Source organism: Streptomyces sp. NPDC101490, assembly GCF_044767145.1.
Lineage (GTDB): Bacteria > Actinomycetota > Actinomycetes > Streptomycetales > Streptomycetaceae > Streptomyces.
In genome coordinates, this window is record NZ_JBIWNI010000002.1 from 235,263 (window position 1) to 252,894 (window position 17,632).

The window sequence follows — 17,632 nt, forward strand, 5'->3', positions numbered from 1 at the left end:
GCAAGCCAGACTAGGTGTGGGAAAGACCGCAGTGCCGAACCGTATCGCCGTCGCTACGCTACGGCTCAGTAGCTGAGCAGTAGCCCATTCGCAGTCAACGAATCCCCCGTGACCAGGCAGGGAGCCGCATCCCGATGTCCGAGCCGGCAGAGCAGTACGAGATCGACATTCACACGACCGCGGGCAAGATCGCGGATCTGAGGCGCCGCGTCGGCGAGGCCACCCACGCAGGCTCGGAGCGCGCGGTGGAGAAGCAGCACGCGAAGGGCAAGCTGACGGCGCGGGAGCGGATCGCCCTGCTGCTCGACGAGGATTCGTTCGTGGAGCTGGACGAGCTGGCCCGGCACCGGTCGACCAGTTTCGGCCTGGAGGCGAACAGGCCGTACGGCGACGGGGTCGTCACCGGCTACGGCACGGTGGACGGGCGTCCGGTCGCGGTGTTCTCGCAGGACTTCACGGTGTTCGGCGGCGCGCTGGGCGAGACGTACGGGCAGAAGATCGTCAAGGTGATGGACTTCGCCCTGAAGACGGGCTGCCCGGTGATCGGGATCAACGACTCCGGCGGCGCCCGCATCCAGGAGGGGGTGGCCGCGCTCGGCATGTACGGGGAGATCTTCCGGCGCAACACCCATGCCTCCGGGGTGATCCCGCAGATCTCGCTGGTGGTGGGCCCGTGCGCGGGCGGCGCGGTCTACTCGCCCGCGATCACCGACTTCACGGTGATGGTGGACCGGACCTCGCACATGTTCATCACGGGGCCGGACGTCATCAAGACGGTGACCGGCGAGGACGTCGGCTTCGAGGAGCTGGGCGGGGCGCGGACGCACAACGCCACCTCGGGCGTCGCCCACCACATGGCGGGCGACGAGAAGGACGCGATCGAGTACGTCAAGTCCCTGCTGTCGTACCTGCCGTCGAACAACCTGTCCGAGCCGCCCTCGTTCCCCGAGGTCGCGGAGACCTCGGCGACGGACGAGGACCGCGAGCTGGACACGCTGGTCCCGGACTCGGCGAACCAGCCGTACGACATGCACACCGTGATCGAGCACGTCCTCGACGACGGCGAGTTCCTGGAGACGCAGTCGCTGTTCGCGCCGAACATCCTGACCGGCTTCGGCCGAGTGGAGGGCTTCCCGGTCGGTGTGGTCGCCAACCAGCCGATGCGGTTCGCGGGCTGTCTGGACATCGACGCGAGCGAGAAGGCGGCGCGGTTCGTGCGGACCTGCGACGCGTTCAACATCCCGGTCCTGACCTTCGTGGACGTGCCGGGCTTCCTGCCGGGCGTGGACCAGGAGTACGGCGGGATCATCCGGCGCGGCGCGAAGCTGATCTACGCGTACGCGGAGGCCACGGTCCCGCTGATCACGGTCATCACGCGGAAAGCGTTCGGCGGCGCGTACGACGTCATGGGCTCCAAGCACCTGGGCGCGGACCTGAACCTGGCGTGGCCGACGGCGCAGATCGCGGTGATGGGCGCGCAGGGCGCGGTGAACATCCTGCACCGCAGGACGATCGCGGAGGCGGGGGACGCCGAGGAGTCCGAGGCGGTGCGCGCGCGGCTGATCCAGGAGTACGAGGACGCCCTGCTCAACCCGTACACGGCGGCGGAGCGCGGTTACGTCGACGGGGTGATCCCGCCGTCGGACACCCGCCCGCAGATCGTCAAGGGGCTGCGTCAGCTGCGGACGAAGCGGGAGTCCCTGCCCCCGAAGAAGCACGGCAACATCCCGCTGTAGACCGCGTAGACCGCTTCCGGACCCCTCGGGGACCGGACCCCTCAAGGAGCCGCCATGATCAAGGTCGTACGAGGAAACCCGACTCCGGAGGAGCTGGCCGCCGCTCTGACGGTGGTCCGGGCGCGGGCCGCGGCGCTGGCGGCGGCCGCGGCCGCCCGGAGCGGCGGGCCCGTGGTGCCGGAGGGGTGGTCGGACCCGTCCCGGATCGCCCGGACGGTACGGCAGCGGCCGGGACCTCGGGCCTGGGCCCGGTCGTACTGGCCGGTGTGACCGGGCCGGGTCCGGACCGGACGCCAGGACCGGACCCCGGACCGGACGGAGGCCCGGACCGGACGGAGGCCCGGACTCCGGGTGCCGGGGGGCTTCCCCGGGGTACCCGTGGGCGGCGCGTCTCCGCGAATAGTCCTTCCACACCGGGGCGCCTGAGTATCCGTACTCAGGCGCCCCCGCCGTTCCGGCCGCAGGATCGAGGACATGCTGTGGTCCGACCCCGAGAACCAGCCGCCGAAGTTCCTGCGGGACATGCAGGCGATGCTCCGCCGCACGGGGGTGCTGCTCGCCCTCGCGATGGTGGTGGGGATGTTCGTGGCCAGCGCGCGCTGAGGAGCCTGGCCGGGCGGCCGGGAGCGTGTCGGGGCCGGGGGCCTCGCGGCGGCCGGGAGCCGTCCGGCGCCGGGGCGTCCGGAGGCGGTGCGACACCGGGGAGCCGTGCGGCGCCGGGCTCCTGAGGCGTTGCGGCGCCGGTTCTCCGGGATGTCGTGCGGCGCCGGGGCGCCCCGGCGCCGGCGGGCGGCCGTTCCGCCGTACTGGCTAGGCTTCCCCCATGACTGCTGATCCGCGCCGTGTCGTGCTCGCCTCCGCCTCCCCCGCCCGGCTCGGGCTGCTCCGGCAGGCCGGTCTCGCCCCCGAGGTGATCGTCAGCGGGGTGGACGAGGACAAGGTGCACGCCCCGACGCCCGCCGAGCTGGCGCTCCTCCTCGCGGAGGCCAAGGCGGCCCGGGTGGCCGCCCGGCCGGAGGCGGCGGGTGCGCTGGTCATCGGCTGCGACTCGGTCCTCGAACTGGACGACCGGGCCCTCGGGAAGCCCGCCGACGCGGAGGAGGCCGTCGCCCGCTGGAAGGCGATGCGCGGGCGCGTCGGCGTCCTGCAGACCGGGCACTGCGTGTGGGACACGGTGACCAAGCGGTACGAGTCGGCGACCGCGTCCACCGTGGTCCGGTTCGGTGAGCCGACGGACGAGGAGATCGCCGCGTACGTGGCCAGCGGCGAACCGCTGCACGTGGCGGGCGCGTTCACCCTGGACGGGCGTTCGGCGCCGTTCATCGACGGCATCGACGGGGACCCGGGCAATGTGATCGGGCTGTCGCTGCCGCTGCTGCGTCGGCTCCTCGCGAAGCTGGACGTACGGATCACGGACCTCTGGGCCTGACGGACAGCGATCCCCGGCCCCGTACGGACACGGGACACGGATACGGGATACGGGATACGGGCACGGGGACACGGGCGCGGCTCCGGGCCGGGCGTGACCGGCCGCCGCGCGCGGCGTCACCCCGCCGCCGTCGCTCCGTCCCGGACGTTCCCGGAGCCCTCCCGCTCCGGCCGCCGTTCCTCCCCGCGCGTCCCGGACCCCTCGCCGTACGCCACCAGCGTCAGGACGATCAGGCCGAGGACGGTCATGAGGACGGCGAACGCGCCCCAGCCGAGCAGTCCGACGGCGACGGCGGCGAGGACGGCGTGCACGAGCGCGCAGCCGATGAGCAGGGCCCGGCCGAGGCGTCCCGGGCGCCGGTCGCGGACCCCCGCCACGAGCGCGACGAGCCCGCAGAGGGCGAGGGCCGCGCCGGAGCCGATGCCGAGGGCCCAGGTGCCGGTGTGCATCGACTCGGGGTCCAGCCCGTCGAGGGACATCGACTGGGCCTTCACGAACCGGGCCATCACGGCGTTGACCGCGACGATGCCGGGCGCTTCGAGGAGCAGCACCGCCGCCGTCACGAGGGCTATCGGTCTGCGGGCCACTTCGGCCACCCCCTGCGTTCACTTGTTACCGAGAGTACGTTCGACAGCGCGCAGGCTACTGGCCGGTAAACCCCTGGACAAGTGCCCGCGCCCGGCGGGCGGCGGCGGTCCGCTCCGCAAAGAATCATCAAGCCATTCGTAGAGACCCGACAAAGAAACCCGAACGGCCACTGGCCCCGCGAACAGAGACCTGCACCACACCTCGGGGCTACTGTGCCGTAAAGAATCCCTGCGTACCGTGGTGCGACAAGGGAATTCACGACCCGAGCAGGCCCGGGGTCACGCTGCGTGTGGGCAAGCTCACCACTGAGGACGGGTCGAAAGGCCGTGTCGGCAGTCCCTAAACTCAGCTTGTTTCAAGGAGGGAGCCATCGTGCGCAAGGTGCTCATCGCCAACCGTGGCGAAATCGCTGTCCGTGTGGCGCGGGCGTGCCGTGACGCCGGTATCGGCAGCGTGGCCGTGTACGCCGAGCCCGACCGGGACGCTCTGCATGTCCGGGCGGCCGATGAGGCGTTCGCGCTGGGCGGTGACACTCCGGCGACCAGTTACCTGGACATGGGCAAGGTCCTGCAGGCGGCGAAGGACTCCGGTGCCGACGCGGTGCATCCGGGGTACGGGTTCCTGTCGGAGAACGCGGAGTTCGCGCAGGCGGTCCTGGACGCGGGTCTGACGTGGATCGGGCCGCCGCCGCACGCGATCCGCGATCTGGGCGACAAGGTCGCCGCCCGGCACATCGCGCAGCGCGCCGGTGCCCCGCTGGTCGCCGGCACCCCCGACCCGGTCTCCGGCGCGGACGAGGTGGTGGCCTTCGCCCGGGAGCACGGGCTGCCGATCGCGATCAAGGCGGCGTTCGGCGGCGGTGGCCGTGGCCTGAAGGTGGCCCGGACGCTGGAGGAGGTCCCGGAGCTGTACGACTCCGCCGTCCGTGAGGCCGTCGCGGCGTTCGGCCGGGGCGAGTGCTTCGTGGAACGCTACCTCGACCGGCCCCGGCACGTGGAGACACAGTGCCTGGCCGACTCCCACGGCAACGTGGTCGTGGTCTCCACCCGGGACTGCTCGCTCCAGCGCCGCCACCAGAAGCTGGTCGAGGAGGCCCCCGCGCCGTTCCTGACCGAAGCGCAGAACGCCGAGCTGTACGCGGCGTCGAAGGCCATCCTGAAGGAGGCCGGGTACGTCGGCGCCGGAACGGTGGAGTTCCTCGTCGCCGCCGACGGCACCATCTCCTTCCTCGAGGTCAACACCCGCCTCCAGGTCGAGCACCCGGTCACCGAGGAGGTCACCGGCCTCGACCTCGTACGGGAGATGTTCCGCATCGCCGACGGCGAGGAACTCGGCTACGGCGACCCCGAGATCCGCGGCCACTCCTTCGAGTTCCGCATCAACGGCGAGGACCCCGGCCGCGGCTTCCTGCCCGCCCCCGGCACCGTCACCCTCTTCAGCCCCCCGACCGGACCCGGCGTCCGCCTCGACGCGGGCGTGGAATCCGGCTCCGTCATCGGCCCCGCCTGGGACTCCCTCCTCGCCAAACTCATCGTCACCGGCGCCACCCGCGAACAGGCCCTCCAGCGCGCCGCCCGCGCCCTGGCCGAGTTCAAGGTCGAAGGCATGGCCACCGCCATCCCCTTCCACCGCGCCGTCGTCACCGACCCCGACTTCACCACCGACCCCTTCCACATCCACACCCGCTGGATCGAAACCGAATTCGTCAACGAGATCCCGCCGTTCACCCCGGCCGGCGTGGACGCCGACGAGGAGGAGGCGGGCCGCGAGACGATCGTGGTCGAGGTCGGCGGGAAGCGCCTCGAAGTCTCGCTGCCGTCCTCGCTGGGCATGACACTGGCGCGTCAGGGCATCGCGGCGGGTGCGCGGCCGAAGCGGCGGGCGGCGAAGAAGTCCGGCCCGGCCGCCTCCGGCGACACCCTGGCCTCCCCGATGCAGGGCACGATCGTGAAGATCGCGGTCGAGGAGGGCCAGGAGGTCAAGGAAGGCGATCTGATCGTCGTCCTGGAGGCCATGAAGATGGAGCAGCCGCTGAACGCGCACCGCTCCGGCACCGTCAAGGGCCTGACCGCCGAGATCGGCGCGTCGGTCACCTCCGGCGCCTCGATCTGCGACATCAAGGACTGATCCACGGTACGAGTACGGTACGAAGGGCCCGCAGGCAGCTGCCTGCGGGCCCTTCGTCGAGGGGAGGGCGGACCGAGACCATGCGAGCCGACGCACGCCGCAATCACGAGCGACTGCTGACCGAGGCCCGTGGCGCCTTCGCCGAGCAGGGCGCCGACGCGCCCCTGGAGGAGATCGCGCGCCGCGCGGGGGTGGGCATCGGCACCCTGTACCGCCACTTCCCCACCCGGGCCGACCTGTTGAACGCGGTCTTCCAGGAGGCCCTCACCGCGCTGCTGCGGCGCTCGGAGGAGCTGGCGGAGGCGGAGGAGTCGTGCCGGGCCCTGGTCGAGTGGCTGCGGGCGCTGGTCGCGTACGCGGGTGAGTACCGGGGGCTCGCGCACGCGCTGATGTCCGCCTCGCACGACCGGAGTTCGGCGCTCGCGGGGTGCAGCGACCCCTTGCGCGCGGCGGGCGAGCGGCTGCTCGACCGGGCCAGGGAGGCGGGTCAGGTGCGGGCCGACGTGTCGATCGGCGATCTGATGCAGCTGACCAACGCGATCGCGCTCGCGGCGGAACAGGCGCCGGAGGACGAGGAACTGGCGGACCGTCTACTCGCGCTGACACTGCGGGGCATCAAGGACTGAGGAGCGGACCGGGCGGCCGGGCTCGGCACGCCCCGCCGACGGGACCGGGCCGCACGACCGGACCGGGGACACGGACGGCTGGACTCCGGCGCGGAGGACGACGGACGGCTGGACTCCGGCGCGGAGGACGACGGACGGGGCTCCGGTACGGAAGCCTCGCAGGCACCACTCACCACGCACCACCACACAGGCGCCACACGGCGTCGGACGCTCCGGTACGGGCTCGCAGACGCGGGCGGCGGGCTCCGGCGCGGGAACGGCTGGGCTCCGGCACACGAGCAGCCGGACTCCGGCGCGGAAGGCCACGCGGGCGCCGACAGGGACGGCACACCGGGACGGACCGTCCGAGGTGTCCGTGCCCGTCTGTCCGTGCCCGCACGGACAGGGTGCCGACATCGGCGGAAGGCGCCCGGGCCTCGTCGCCGGGGGCTCGGCGGCGGTGTGCGGGGCCCCGGGGAGGGGCCTTCCGGGGTGCGGCGGACCGTGCCCTCAGCGGCGCCGCATGTCAGCGACCCTCGCCGTGCGCTCCAGGGTCTCGGCGGCCATCCCGCCGCCCGGGCCCCGGTACTGACCCGCCGCCATACGGCCGCGCTGGACCGGGAGCGGCATGTCACGGCGGGGCCGGACGCCCGGGGGGGCCTGTTCGCCTCCCGGTCCGCCCGAGGCTCCGGTGCCCGCGACGGCGATCTGCACGCCCTGGTCGGCGAGGGCCTGGAGCTCGGTGGCGGCCCGGTCGTCGTGGGCGGGCGGCTCGTCGGTGACCAGCCGGGTGATGACGTCCGTGGGCACCGTCTGGAACATGGTGTCGGCGCCGAGCTTGGTGTGGTCGGCGAGGACCACCACCTCGGCCGCCGCCTGGACGAGGGCCCGGTCCACGCTCGCGGAGAGCATGTTGGAGGTGGACAGGCCGCGCTCGGCGGTCAGTCCGCTGCCGGAGAGGAAGGCGCGGGAGACCCGGAGGCCCTGGAGCGACTGCTCGGCCCCGCTGCCCACCAGGGCGTAGTTGGAGCCGCGCAGGGTGCCCCCGGTCATGACGACCTCGACCCGGTTGGCGTGGGCGAGGGCCTGCGCGACGAGCAGGGAGTTGGTGACCACGGTCAGACCGGGGACGCGGGCGAGCCTGCGGGCCAGCTCCTGCGTGGTCGTCCCGGCGCCGACGACGATGGCCTCGCCCTCTTCGACGAGGCTCGCCGCGACATCGGCGATGGCCGTCTTCTCGGCGGTGGCGAGATGGGATTTCTGCGGGAAGCCGGATTCTCGCGTGAATCCGCCCGGCAACACCGCACCGCCGTGGCGGCGGTCGAGGAGTCCTTCTGCCTCCAGTGCCCGTACGTCCCTCCGTACGGTCACCTCCGAGGTCTGGACGACGCGGGCGAGCTCGCGGAGCGACACGGCCCCATTGGCTCGCACCATTTCGAGGATCAACTGGCGACGTTCTGCAGCGAACACGAAACTGACAGTAACGCGGCCGGACGAGAGTGTGCAGCGGTATGCCGCGAATTACGGAAGATACGCACGGACGGGGCCTCCAAGTGGTATGGGAGACCCCGTCCGTGCTGTGCTCCGCGCCAGGACTATGCCCCGCCTTGCCGGGGGTTGTCCGGGTCGGGGAATCGTTCCCGCAGGCGGGAGCGCTGTTGGCGGCCGGTGTTACGCCTCTTCCGCGTTCTTCCGGGTCTGCAACTGCCGTGCCACTTCCGCGATCGAACCCGAAAGGGAGGGGTACACGGTGAAAGCATTTGCGATCTGTTCGACGGTCAGATTGTTGTCGACCGCGATCGAGATCGGATGGATCAGCTCGCTCGCCTTCGGCGCGACGACACAGCCGCCGACTACGATGCCGGTGCCCGGACGGCAGAAGATCTTCACGAAGCCGTCCCGGATGCCCTGCATCTTCGCGCGCGGGTTGCGCAGCAGCGGCAGCTTCACGACCTTGGCGTCGATCTTCCCCGCGTCCACGTCCGCCTGGGTGTAGCCGACGGTGGCGATCTCGGGGTCGGTGAAGACGTTGGACGAGACCGTCTTCAGGTTCAGCGGGGCCACCGCGTCGCCCAGGAAGTGGTACATCGCGATGCGGCCCTGCATGGCGGCCACCGAGGCGAGCGCGAAGACACCGGTGACGTCACCGGCCGCGTACACCCCGGGGGCGGTGGTGCGGGAGACCTTGTCGGTCCAGATGTGGCCGGAGTCCTTCAGCTTGACCCCGGCCTCCTCCAGGCCCATGCCCGCCGAGTTCGGGATCGCGCCGACGGCCATCAGACAGTGGGTGCCCGAGATGACCCGGCCGTCCGAGAGGGTGACCTCGACCCGGTCGCCGACCCGCTTGGCGGACTCCGCGCGGGAACGGGCCATGACGTTCATGCCCCGGCGCCGGAAGACGTCCTCCAGGACGGCCGCCGCGTCCGGGTCCTCGCCCGGCAGCACGCGGTCGCGGGAGGAGACCAGGGTCACCCGGGAGCCGAGCGCCTGGTAGGCACCGGCGAACTCGGCGCCGGTGACGCCGGAGCCGACCACGATCAGCTCCTCGGGCAGCTCCTTGAGGTCGTAGACCTGGGTCCAGTTCAGGATGCGCTCGCCGTCCGGCTTGGCGTCCGGGACCTCGCGCGGGTGGCCGCCGGTCGCGATGAGCACGGCGTCGGCGGTCAGCGTCTCCTCGGCGCCGTCGGCGGCGGTCACGACCACCTGGCGGGAGCCGTCCATCGCCTGCCGCCCGGAGAGCCGGGCGCGGCCGCGCAGCACCCGGGCACCGGCCCGGGTGACGGAGGCGGTGATGTCGTGGGACTGGGCGAGCGCCAGGCGCTTCACCCGTCGGTTGACCTTGCCCAGGTCGACGCCGACCACCCGGGCGGCCTGCTCGAAGTGGGGGGTGTCGTCCGCGACGATGATGCCCAGCTCCTCGTAGGAGGAGTCGAAGGTGGTCATCACCTCCGCGGTGGCGATCAGGGTCTTGGAGGGGACGCAGTCGGTCAGGACGGACGCGCCGCCGAGGCCGTCGCAGTCCACGACGGTCACCTCCGCGCCGAGTTGGGCGCCCACCAGGGCCGCCTCGTATCCGCCGGGTCCGCCGCCGATGATCACGATCCGGGTCACTGGGATCTACGCCTCGCGCTCTCGTTCTGCCGGGGGGTCCCCCCGCTGGGATGCAGTGCGTACGCCATTGTCCCGCACGCTTCAAGTGCGTGACCCATTGTCGCGCACCCGGGGCCGGGCGACGCGCCGGGGCCGTACCGACGGGTCACGGGCCCGGCGGCGAGCGGTCGGCGGGGCCCCGGAAGGGGTCCCGGCCGCCCCGCCGGGGGCTCGGAGCCGCCTCCGCCGACAGGTCACGGCCCTTCCCGGCGACGGGTCGGCGCCGTCCCCGCGGGCGGGGGCACGGCCCGCCCCGCCCGGGCGTCGCCGGGCCGGACCGGCCCCCGCCGCACCGGGCTTCGGCGGACACCCCGTCCCCTCCCGTACCCTCGGTCCCATGTCGCTCTACGCCGCGTTCGCCGGCAACCTCGACGCGCGGCTGATGAGCCGCCGCGCACCGCACTCCCCGCTGCGCGGCACGGGCTGGCTCAACGGCTGGCGGCTGACCTTCGGCGGCGAGCAGATGGGCTGGGAGGGGGCGCTGGCGACGATCGTGGAGGCCCCCAGGTCCCAGGTCTTCGTGGCGCTGTACGACATCGCGCCGATGGACGAGGACTCCATGGACCGCTGGGAGGGCGTCAACCTCGACGTCTACCGGCGGATGCGGGTCCGGGTGCACACCCTGGACGGCGAGGAACCCGTCTGGCTGTACGTCCTCAACGGGTACGAGGGCGGGCTGCCGTCCGCGCGGTACCTCGGCGAGGTCGCCGACGCCGCCGAGTCGGCGGGCGCCCCGCACGACTACGTGATGGAGCTGCGCAAGCGCCCCTGCTGAGGTGTGGGAACCGCCGAAGCCCCCCGGCGCCTCCTCCTCCGTGCCGTTCGTCGGAAACGACAAGACAACGATCCCATGTCCGTCGGCATCGTCATCTACGCGCGTAGGCAATCACCGGATACGCTTCTGCGCGTAACAAATCCGTCCGGGGCCCGCCTCGGACCCCCCTCCCCGAGGCGAGAGAGTCAGTGAACGCAACTGCCACCCCGTACGAGGCCGCCGAGGCCGCAGCCGCGCGTCTGCGCGAGCTGACCGGTGCCGAGAAGCACGACGTCGCCCTGGTCATGGGCTCGGGCTGGGCACCCGCCGCCGAGGCGCTCGGCGAGCCCGAGGCCGAGTTCCCCGTCACCGAACTGCCCGGCTTCCCGCCGCCCGCCGTCCAGGGCCACGGCGGCACGGTCCGCTCGTACCGGATCGGTGAGAAGCGCGCGCTGCTCTTCCTGGGCCGCACCCACTTCTACGAGGGCCGGGGCGTCGCCTCCGTCGCCCACGGCGTGCGCACCGCCGTCGCCGCGGGCTGCGGCACGGTCGTCCTCACCAACGGCTGCGGCGGTCTGCGCGAGGGCATGCGCCCCGGCCAGCCCGTCCTGATCAGCGACCACATCAACCTGACGGCGGCCTCGCCGATCGTCGGCGCGAACTTCGTGGACCTCACCGACGTGTACTCGCCGCGGCTGCGCGCGCTGTGCAAGGAGGTCGACGAGACCCTGGAGGAGGGCGTCTACGTCCAGTTCCCCGGTCCGCACTACGAGACCCCGGCCGAGATCAACATGGTCCGCGTCATGGGCGGCGACCTCGTCGGCATGTCCACGGTCCTGGAGGCCATCGCCGCGCGCGAGGCGGGCGCCGAGGTCCTGGGCATCTCCCTGGTCACCAACCTCGCCGCCGGTCTCTCGGGCGAGCCGCTGAACCACGAGGAGGTCCTCCAGGCCGGCCGTGACTCGGCGGCCCGGATGGGCGAGCTGCTGACCCGGGTCCTCGCCCGGATCTGATCCCCTCCGCACCCCGGGGCCGGACGGGCTCCGGGGCGCCGCGGCCTCCGGCCGCCGGTCTCCGGCGCGGGGCCGCCACGCGGGTCCACCCCCCTCCCCGCCCCCGCCCGGCGGGCGGGGCGCCACGGGGTCCGGGGCGGAGACCCGGTTACGGGAGGGGGCGGGACGGGGAAGGGCTCCGCTCGGCGGCACCCGCTCCCGCACCGCACCCCCGCACCCCGCCCGTACCGTCCGCAAGAGGCCCCGCCGCCCGCCCGTACCCCGAAAGGCACACCGTGACGCAGGACGACCTCCTCACCCGGGCCCAGGCCTGGCTCGCCGAGGACCCCGACCCGGAGACCCGCGACGAGCTGGCCGCGCTCCTCGAAGGCGGCGCGACCGACGAGCTGGCCGCCCGGTTCTCGGGCACCCTCCAGTTCGGCACCGCCGGGCTGCGGGGCGAGCTGGGCGCCGGGCCGCAGCGGATGAACCGCTCCGTGGTCATCCGGGCCGCCGCGGGCCTCGCCGCGTACCTCAGGGCCCAGGGCCGGGAGGGCGGCCTCGTCGTCATCGGCTACGACGCCCGCTACAAGTCCGCCGACTTCGCCCGGGACACCGCCGCCGTGATGACCGGCGCGGGGCTGCGCGCCGCGGTGCTCCCCCGGCCGCTGCCGACGCCCGTCCTGGCCTTCGCCATAAGGCACCTGGGCGCCGTCGCGGGCGTCGAGGTGACCGCCAGCCACAACCCGCCCCGCGACAACGGCTACAAGGTCTACCTGGGCGACGGCTCGCAGATCGTGCCGCCCGCCGACGCGGAGATCGCCGCCGAGATCGCCGCGATCCGCTCGCTGCACGACGTGCCCCGCCCGGACGGCGGCTGGGAGACCCTCGGCGACGAGGTCCTGGACGCCTATCTGGAGCGTACGGACGCCGTCCTGACCCCCGGGTCCCCCCGGACCGCGCGGACCGTCTACACGGCCCTGCACGGCGTCGGCAAGGACGTCCTGACGGCCGCGTTCGCCCGGCACGGCTTCCCGCCGCCCGCGCTCGTCGCCGCCCAGGCCGAGCCGGACCCGGCCTTCCCGACGGTCGCCTTCCCCAATCCGGAGGAGCCCGGCGCCATGGACCTCGCCTTCGAGGCGGCCCGTGCCGTGGACCCCGATCTGGTCATCGCCAACGACCCGGACGCCGACCGCTGCGCGGTGGCCGTGCCGGACGCCGCCGCCGAGGGCGGCTGGCGGATGCTCCGGGGCGACGAGGTGGGCGCGCTGCTCGCCGCGCACCTGGTGGCCGGGGGCGCCACGGGCGTCTTCGCCGAGTCGATCGTGTCCTCCTCGCTGCTCGGCCGGATCGCCGAGGCGGCGGGCGTCGGCTACGAGGAGACGCTGACCGGCTTCAAGTGGATCGCCCGCGTCGAGGGCCTGCGCTACGGCTACGAGGAGGCGCTCGGCTACTGCGTGGACCCCGGCGGCGTCCGCGACAAGGACGGCATCACGGCGGCGCTGCTCGTCACCGAGCTGGCCTCGGTCCTGAAGGAGCGCGGGCGCACCCTGTCCGACCTGCTCGACGACCTGGCCGTCGAGCACGGGCTGCACGCCACGGACCAGCTGTCGGTGCGGGTCGAGGACCTGGGGATCATCACGGCCGCGATGGCCGCGCTGCGCGAGCGCCCGCCGGTCTCGCTCGCCGGTCTGACGGTGGTCTCGGCGGAGGACCTGGCCAAGGGCACGGAGGCGCTGCCGCCGACGGACGGCCTGCGCTACCACCTGGAGGGCGCCTACCGGGCACGGGTGATCGTCCGCCCGAGCGGTACGGAACCCAAGCTGAAGTGCTACCTGGAGGTCGTGGTGCCGGTCGCGTCGGCGGACGGGCTCGTGGCGGCCCGCGCGAAGGCGGCGGAGCTGCTGGCGGCGGTCAAGCGGGACCTGTCGGAGGCCGCCGGGCTCTGACCCGGGCGGTACGGACCCGGGCTGCGGCCCGGGCGGTACGGACCCGGGCTGCGGCCCGGGCGGTACGGACGAACGGCGGAGGGCCGTGGGAGCACGCTTCCCACCGGCCCTCCGGCATGTCCGGCCGGGGAGCGCGCCCCCGGCCGTACGGGCGGCGCCGGTCGGGGCGGGCGGCGCCGGTCGGGTCGGGCGGGGCCGGTCGGGTCGGGTCAGCCGAAGCGGCCGTTGACGTAGTCGGCGGTCCGGGGGTCGGCCGGGGAGCCGAAGACCCTTTCCGTCGGGCCGTGTTCGACGATGGCGCCGGGGGTGCCCTGTTCGGCGAGGAAGAAGGCGCAGGAGTCGGAGACCCGGGCCGCCTGCTGCATGTTGTGGGTGACGATGACGACGGTGACCTCGGACTTCAGCTCGGCGATGGTCTCCTCGACGCGCCGGGTGGAGGTGGGGTCGAGGGCGGAGCACGGCTCGTCCATGAGCAGCACGCGGGGGCGGACGGCGAGCGAGCGGGCGATGCACAGGCGCTGCTGCTGGCCGCCGGAGAGCGCCCCGCCGGGCTGCCGCAGCCGGTCCTTGACCTCGCGCCAGAGCCCCGCCTTGGTGAGGCACTCCTCGACGAGGGCGTCCCTGGTCTCCTTGTCGGCGCGGACGCCGCCGAGCTTCAGACCGGCGAGGACGTTCTCGTGGAGGGACATCGCGGGGAACGGGTTGGGCTTCTGGAAGACCATGCCGATCTCGCGGCGGGCGTGGGTGATGCGGCGTCCCCGGTCGTAGATGTCGGCGCCGTCGAGGAGGACCCGGCCCGCGAGGGAGGCGGTGCCGGTGAGTTCGTGCATCCGGTTGAGGATGCGCAGGAACGTGGACTTGCCGCAGCCGGAGGGGCCGATCAGGGCGGTGACCTCGCGGGCGGGCATGGCGAGGGAGACCCGGTCGAGGACCTTGCGGTCGCCGAACCAGGCCGAGACGGCCTCGGCTTCGAGGGCGCCGGCCCGGGAGGGGGCCGCCGCTCCGGTGGCGGGCACGGGCGGCAGGGTGACGGTGTCGGCGAGCTCGGTCACGGTGTGGACTCCACGGGTTTCAGAGGAGGTTGGGGAGGAGCCGGGTCAGTTCGCCGGAGACGAGGACGCCGAGCGCCACGAGGACGGGCACGGCGGTGACCCAGGTCTGGCGGGCGCCCCAGCGGCGGCGGGCGAGGACGGTGAGCAGGGCGGCGAGGAGGAGGGCCTGGGCGCCGAGGAAGATCCGGGGCCAGGCGTCGGGGTCGCCCGCGAGGGGCTTCTCGGCGGCGGTGATCCAGCCGGGGCGTAGCGGCCGGGGCGGGCTGGGCTGGGCGGTGGTGAGGAGGCGGGCGTCGACGCGGACGACGTCCTCGGGGGTGTAGGCGCCGCCGCTCGCGGTCAGCAGGGTGAGGCGGCCTTCGCCGGGGCGGAGGGCGGCGGGGTTGGGGTCGCCGGGGCGGCGGACGCCGGTGACCTCGTACACGGACTCGCCCTGGCCGGTGGTGAGCTGGATCCTGGCGCCGGGCGGGAGGCGGTGGACGTCGTTGAAGGGGCTGCCGTAGCCCCATCTGCGGCCCATGATCACGCTGGCTCCGGCCTGGCCGGGGAGGGCGGTGTCGCGGCGGTGGCCGGGTCCGGACATGAGGACCCCGGAGGTGGTGCCTTCGGCGACGACCTCGCGCAGGCCGAGGGCGGGGACGCGCAGGAGGGCGACGGGGGCGCCGGGGGCGAGGGGCTTGCCGTCGTAGGTGAGCTGGCCCACCGGGGCGGTGCCGAGGGCGAGTTGCTCGCGCAGGTCGTCGTAGCCGGTGGACTGGTCGCGGGCGTGCTGGAGGTGGCCGACGACGGTGAGGTCGGCGGCGAAGCCGATGAGGAGCGCGGCGAGGACGCACAGCGCCGCCCCGGCCAGGGCGAGCCCGGCGCGGGGGGCGGTGGGGGGCGGTGCGGTGGTCACGGGCGGGCGCCGTCCTTGCGGCGGCGGGCGTGCGCGACGGCGGCGGCGCCGAGGAGGCAGAGGGCGAGGGAGCCGAGGGCGGCGGAGGCCGCGGTGGTGGCGCCGGTGGCGGCGAGGGAGCCGGAGCCGCCGTGGGTGCCGGTGCCGCCGGAGGAGCCGCCGGAGCCGCTGTCGCCACCGGTGGAACCGCCGGACCCGCCGGTGTCACCGGTGCCGTCGGTCGCGGTGGGCGACGGGGTGTCGGTGCCGGTGGGCTCGGGGGTGCCGGTGGGCTCGTCGGTGGGTTCGGGGGTGCCGGTCGGCTCGTCCGTGGGCGTGCCGGTGGGGCTCGCGGTGCCGGTCGCGGTGCCGGTGGGGGTGGGGGTGTCCGTCCCGGTGGGGGTGGGGCCGGTGGGGCTGGCGGTGGCCTCGTGGACGTACAGGGTGAAGACGGAGAAGGAGCCGGTGTGGGCCTCGGGGGCGGTGGGGGTGAAGGTGGCGAGGACGGGCAGTCCTTCGGGGCCGGTGAGGGTCAGTCCGGTGAGGGTGGTCTCCGCCTTGCCCGCGACGACGTCGACGGTGGCGATGTCGATGAGTTCCTCGTTGACGAACTTCTGGAAGCTGACCGTCCCGGCGGCCTCCTTGGGCTGCACGGTCGCGACGAGCCTGGCCCGGCCGCCGACGGTGGGGGCGGCGGGGTCGGAGACGACCTCGGTGACGGTGGTCAGCTGGGCGACCGGGGTCCAGGTGGTGCCGGTGACCTCGATCATCGCGGAGAAGTAGTCGTCGGACTCGGCGCCGTGCGCGGTCCGGCAGGCCAGGCGCAGTTCGTAGCGGCCGTCGACGGGGCCGCCGCCGCGCAGTTCGAGGAGCCGGTCCTGGAGGGTGCCGTAGTCGACGGCGGTGTCGAAGCCACGGGTGAAGGGCCCGGCGCTGAGCGGGTCGCCGGTGGTGGTGACGGCCAGGTTGACGGTCTGTTCGCGGTTGTCGGGGCTGACGACGGCGAGCAGGGCCTTGACGTACGGCTTGGCGGGGTCGGCCGGGGCGGGGCAGGCGGCCGGGGTGGTGACCCCGGTGGCGAAGGGCTTGGCGGTGGTCGAGCCCGAGCCCCCCTTGAGGGTGAACGTGCCGTGCACGGTGACCGCCTTGGCGGGGGCGGCCAGTGCGAGGACGGCGGCCAGGGCGCCGCAGAGCAGGGCGAGCGCGGCGAGCAGGGCCACGGGCGGCCGGAGTGGTGCGGGGCGGTTCATGCGGGGTCCCCCGGGGAGTCGGTGTCGGATCGGGTACGCCGTGGGGCCGGGCACCTGGGGGGTGCCCGGCCGGTGTGCGGTCAGGAAGCGGTGGTGATCAGCGCTCGCCGGTGACGGTGGTGGCGCCGCAGGCGGTGCCGAGGGTGCCGAAGCCGTAGTTGGCGATCGTGGTGGAGGCGGCGCAGACCTTGGACGTCGAGCCGACGAAGGTCTGGGCGATCGTGGTGGTGCCGAGCTTGGCGGTCGGGACGACGTTGTAGACGTCACGGGTGAAGGGGAAGGAGAGGTTCAGCGTCTTGTCGGCGTTGCGGGGCGCGACGGAGCCGATGGAGCCGAGGACGGCGGCACCGCGCCGGTCGGTGACGACGAGCTTCTCCTGCGCGGTGTACTGGGCCACGGAGTAGGGGGCGATGTCGCCGACGGTGTCGAGGACGGTGCCGTCGTTCTCCTGGACGCCCTGCTGGACGCAGGCGCCGGGCGCGGTGACGCCGATGGAGGCGAGGAAGAACTGGCGGGTGCCGGAGTTGGACTGCGGCAGGACCGGGGTGAGCGTCACGCCGTTGAGGGACGTGAGGGTGCACTCGTAGATGCCCTTGAGCTGGGCCACCGTCAGGTTGGCGGGCAGCGCGCTGTCGGAGCGCTTGGCCCAGGAGACCGCGTCCTTGGCGAAGGGGATCCAGGTCAGGTCCGTGGTGGAGACGTCGGCCGGGCCCCGGGAGGAGCGGGCGAAGTCGAGGCAGCCGGAGTTGGTGTCCACGGCGTTGCGCAGGGCGTCGATGCCCGCGGAGGAGCCGTTCGGACGGGCCAGGTCACAGCCGGTCGCCTTGGTCTTGATGCTCGCGGAGCCGGTGGCGTCCCAGGAGGCGACCGTCTTCTGGCCGATGGCGTTGGTGATGACGTTGCCGAGGCCGTTGACGACGTCCTGGGTGGTGTCGGAGCCGACGCCGGCGAGGGTGCGGTACTGGGTGATCGGGTTGGGATCGGCCTGGGCGGGGGCCGCCAGGAAACCGAGGCCGAGAGCGGCCGTGCCGAGGGCGGCGACGACACGGGCGCGGGACTTGACGTTCACTTCTGATCTCCTCCGTGGAAACGGATGTCATGGAATGGACGCACAAGCGGAATCCGG

General features: G+C 73.5%; 16 protein-coding genes. 9 read left to right on the forward strand and 7 right to left on the reverse strand.

Annotation, left to right across the window (positions count from 1 at the left end; translation table 11 throughout):
• Positions 1–134: 134 nt before the first annotated feature.
• The 4 genes from ACIRQY_RS04870 to ACIRQY_RS04885 all read left to right on the forward strand — a co-directional run bounded on the left by ACIRQY_RS04870 (position 135) and on the right by ACIRQY_RS04885 (position 3,165).
• Positions 135–1,736 carry an acyl-CoA carboxylase subunit beta gene (locus ACIRQY_RS04870; RefSeq protein ID WP_351791419.1) on the forward strand — a complete coding sequence of 534 codons (1,602 nt, stop codon included), beginning with the start codon at positions 135–137 and terminating at the stop codon, positions 1,734–1,736.
• A gap of 54 nt (positions 1,737–1,790) precedes the next feature.
• Positions 1,791–2,006, forward strand: coding sequence for an acyl-CoA carboxylase subunit epsilon (locus ACIRQY_RS04875; RefSeq protein WP_403922502.1), 216 nt, complete (start codon positions 1,791–1,793; stop codon positions 2,004–2,006).
• Between the two features lie 204 nt (positions 2,007–2,210).
• On the forward strand, positions 2,211–2,339 hold the full coding sequence (gene mmpB / locus ACIRQY_RS04880; protein WP_351791425.1) for a morphogenic membrane protein MmpB: 129 nt from the start codon (positions 2,211–2,213) through the stop codon (positions 2,337–2,339).
• A 220-nt stretch (positions 2,340–2,559) separates the two neighbouring features.
• The gene (locus ACIRQY_RS04885; RefSeq protein ID WP_403922503.1) at positions 2,560–3,165 is read left to right on the forward strand and encodes a nucleoside triphosphate pyrophosphatase; all 606 of its coding nucleotides are present in this window, start codon (positions 2,560–2,562) and stop codon (positions 3,163–3,165) included.
• Between the two features lie 116 nt (positions 3,166–3,281).
• Here the strand turns inward: ACIRQY_RS04885 and ACIRQY_RS04890 are convergent, their stop codons facing one another.
• Complete coding sequence (locus ACIRQY_RS04890) at positions 3,282–3,761, reverse strand: hypothetical protein (RefSeq protein ID WP_403922504.1); 480 nt, start codon at positions 3,759–3,761, stop codon at positions 3,282–3,284.
• 364 nt (positions 3,762–4,125) lie between these two features.
• On the opposite strand from ACIRQY_RS04890, the gene ACIRQY_RS04895 reads away from it, so the two are divergent.
• Together ACIRQY_RS04895 and ACIRQY_RS04900 are read left to right on the forward strand one after the other, a co-directional pair.
• Complete coding sequence (locus ACIRQY_RS04895) at positions 4,126–5,880, forward strand: acetyl/propionyl/methylcrotonyl-CoA carboxylase subunit alpha (protein WP_403922505.1); 1,755 nt, start codon at positions 4,126–4,128, stop codon at positions 5,878–5,880.
• A gap of 80 nt (positions 5,881–5,960) precedes the next feature.
• Entirely contained in the window at positions 5,961–6,506 is a 546-nt protein-coding gene (locus tag ACIRQY_RS04900; protein ID WP_351788030.1) for a helix-turn-helix domain-containing protein, read from the forward strand.
• A 489-nt stretch (positions 6,507–6,995) separates the two neighbouring features.
• On the opposite strand, the gene ACIRQY_RS04905 is transcribed toward ACIRQY_RS04900, so the two are convergent.
• Entirely contained in the window at positions 6,996–7,919 is a 924-nt protein-coding gene (locus ACIRQY_RS04905; RefSeq protein WP_403922831.1) for a DeoR/GlpR family DNA-binding transcription regulator, read from the reverse strand.
• Between the two features lie 237 nt (positions 7,920–8,156).
• Positions 8,157–9,596: an NAD(P)H-quinone dehydrogenase gene (locus ACIRQY_RS04910; protein WP_403922506.1), complete on the reverse strand. Its 1,440-nt coding sequence runs from the start codon at positions 9,594–9,596 to the stop codon at positions 8,157–8,159.
• A 376-nt stretch (positions 9,597–9,972) separates the two neighbouring features.
• Between ACIRQY_RS04910 and ACIRQY_RS04915 the strand changes: the two genes are divergently transcribed.
• From ACIRQY_RS04915 to ACIRQY_RS04925, 3 genes are all read left to right on the forward strand, one after another.
• Positions 9,973–10,410: a gamma-glutamylcyclotransferase gene (locus ACIRQY_RS04915; RefSeq protein ID WP_351788023.1), complete on the forward strand. Its 438-nt coding sequence runs from the start codon at positions 9,973–9,975 to the stop codon at positions 10,408–10,410.
• 188 nt (positions 10,411–10,598) lie between these two features.
• Positions 10,599–11,402, forward strand: a complete 804-nt coding sequence (locus ACIRQY_RS04920) for a purine-nucleoside phosphorylase (protein WP_351788020.1) — start codon at positions 10,599–10,601, stop codon at positions 11,400–11,402.
• Between the two features lie 275 nt (positions 11,403–11,677).
• Positions 11,678–13,330 (forward strand): phospho-sugar mutase, encoded by a 1,653-nt coding sequence (locus ACIRQY_RS04925; protein WP_403922507.1) that lies wholly within the window; start codon positions 11,678–11,680, stop codon positions 13,328–13,330.
• A gap of 209 nt (positions 13,331–13,539) precedes the next feature.
• On the opposite strand, the gene ACIRQY_RS04930 is transcribed toward ACIRQY_RS04925, so the two are convergent.
• The 4 genes from ACIRQY_RS04930 to ACIRQY_RS04945 form a co-directional block, all read right to left on the reverse strand.
• The gene (locus tag ACIRQY_RS04930) at positions 13,540–14,346 is read right to left on the reverse strand and encodes a phosphate ABC transporter ATP-binding protein (RefSeq protein WP_351788047.1); all 807 of its coding nucleotides are present in this window, start codon (positions 14,344–14,346) and stop codon (positions 13,540–13,542) included.
• 55 nt (positions 14,347–14,401) lie between these two features.
• Complete coding sequence (locus ACIRQY_RS04935) at positions 14,402–15,277, reverse strand: class E sortase (RefSeq protein WP_351788014.1); 876 nt, start codon at positions 15,275–15,277, stop codon at positions 14,402–14,404.
• On the reverse strand, positions 15,274–16,506 hold the full coding sequence (locus ACIRQY_RS04940; RefSeq protein ID WP_403922508.1) for a hypothetical protein: 1,233 nt from the start codon (positions 16,504–16,506) through the stop codon (positions 15,274–15,276). The genes ACIRQY_RS04935 and ACIRQY_RS04940 overlap by 4 nt, the downstream gene beginning before the upstream one ends.
• A gap of 97 nt (positions 16,507–16,603) precedes the next feature.
• Positions 16,604–17,575 carry a substrate-binding domain-containing protein gene (locus tag ACIRQY_RS04945; protein ID WP_351788010.1) on the reverse strand — a complete coding sequence of 324 codons (972 nt, stop codon included), beginning with the start codon at positions 17,573–17,575 and terminating at the stop codon, positions 16,604–16,606.
• Between the last annotated feature and the right edge of the window lie 57 nt (positions 17,576–17,632).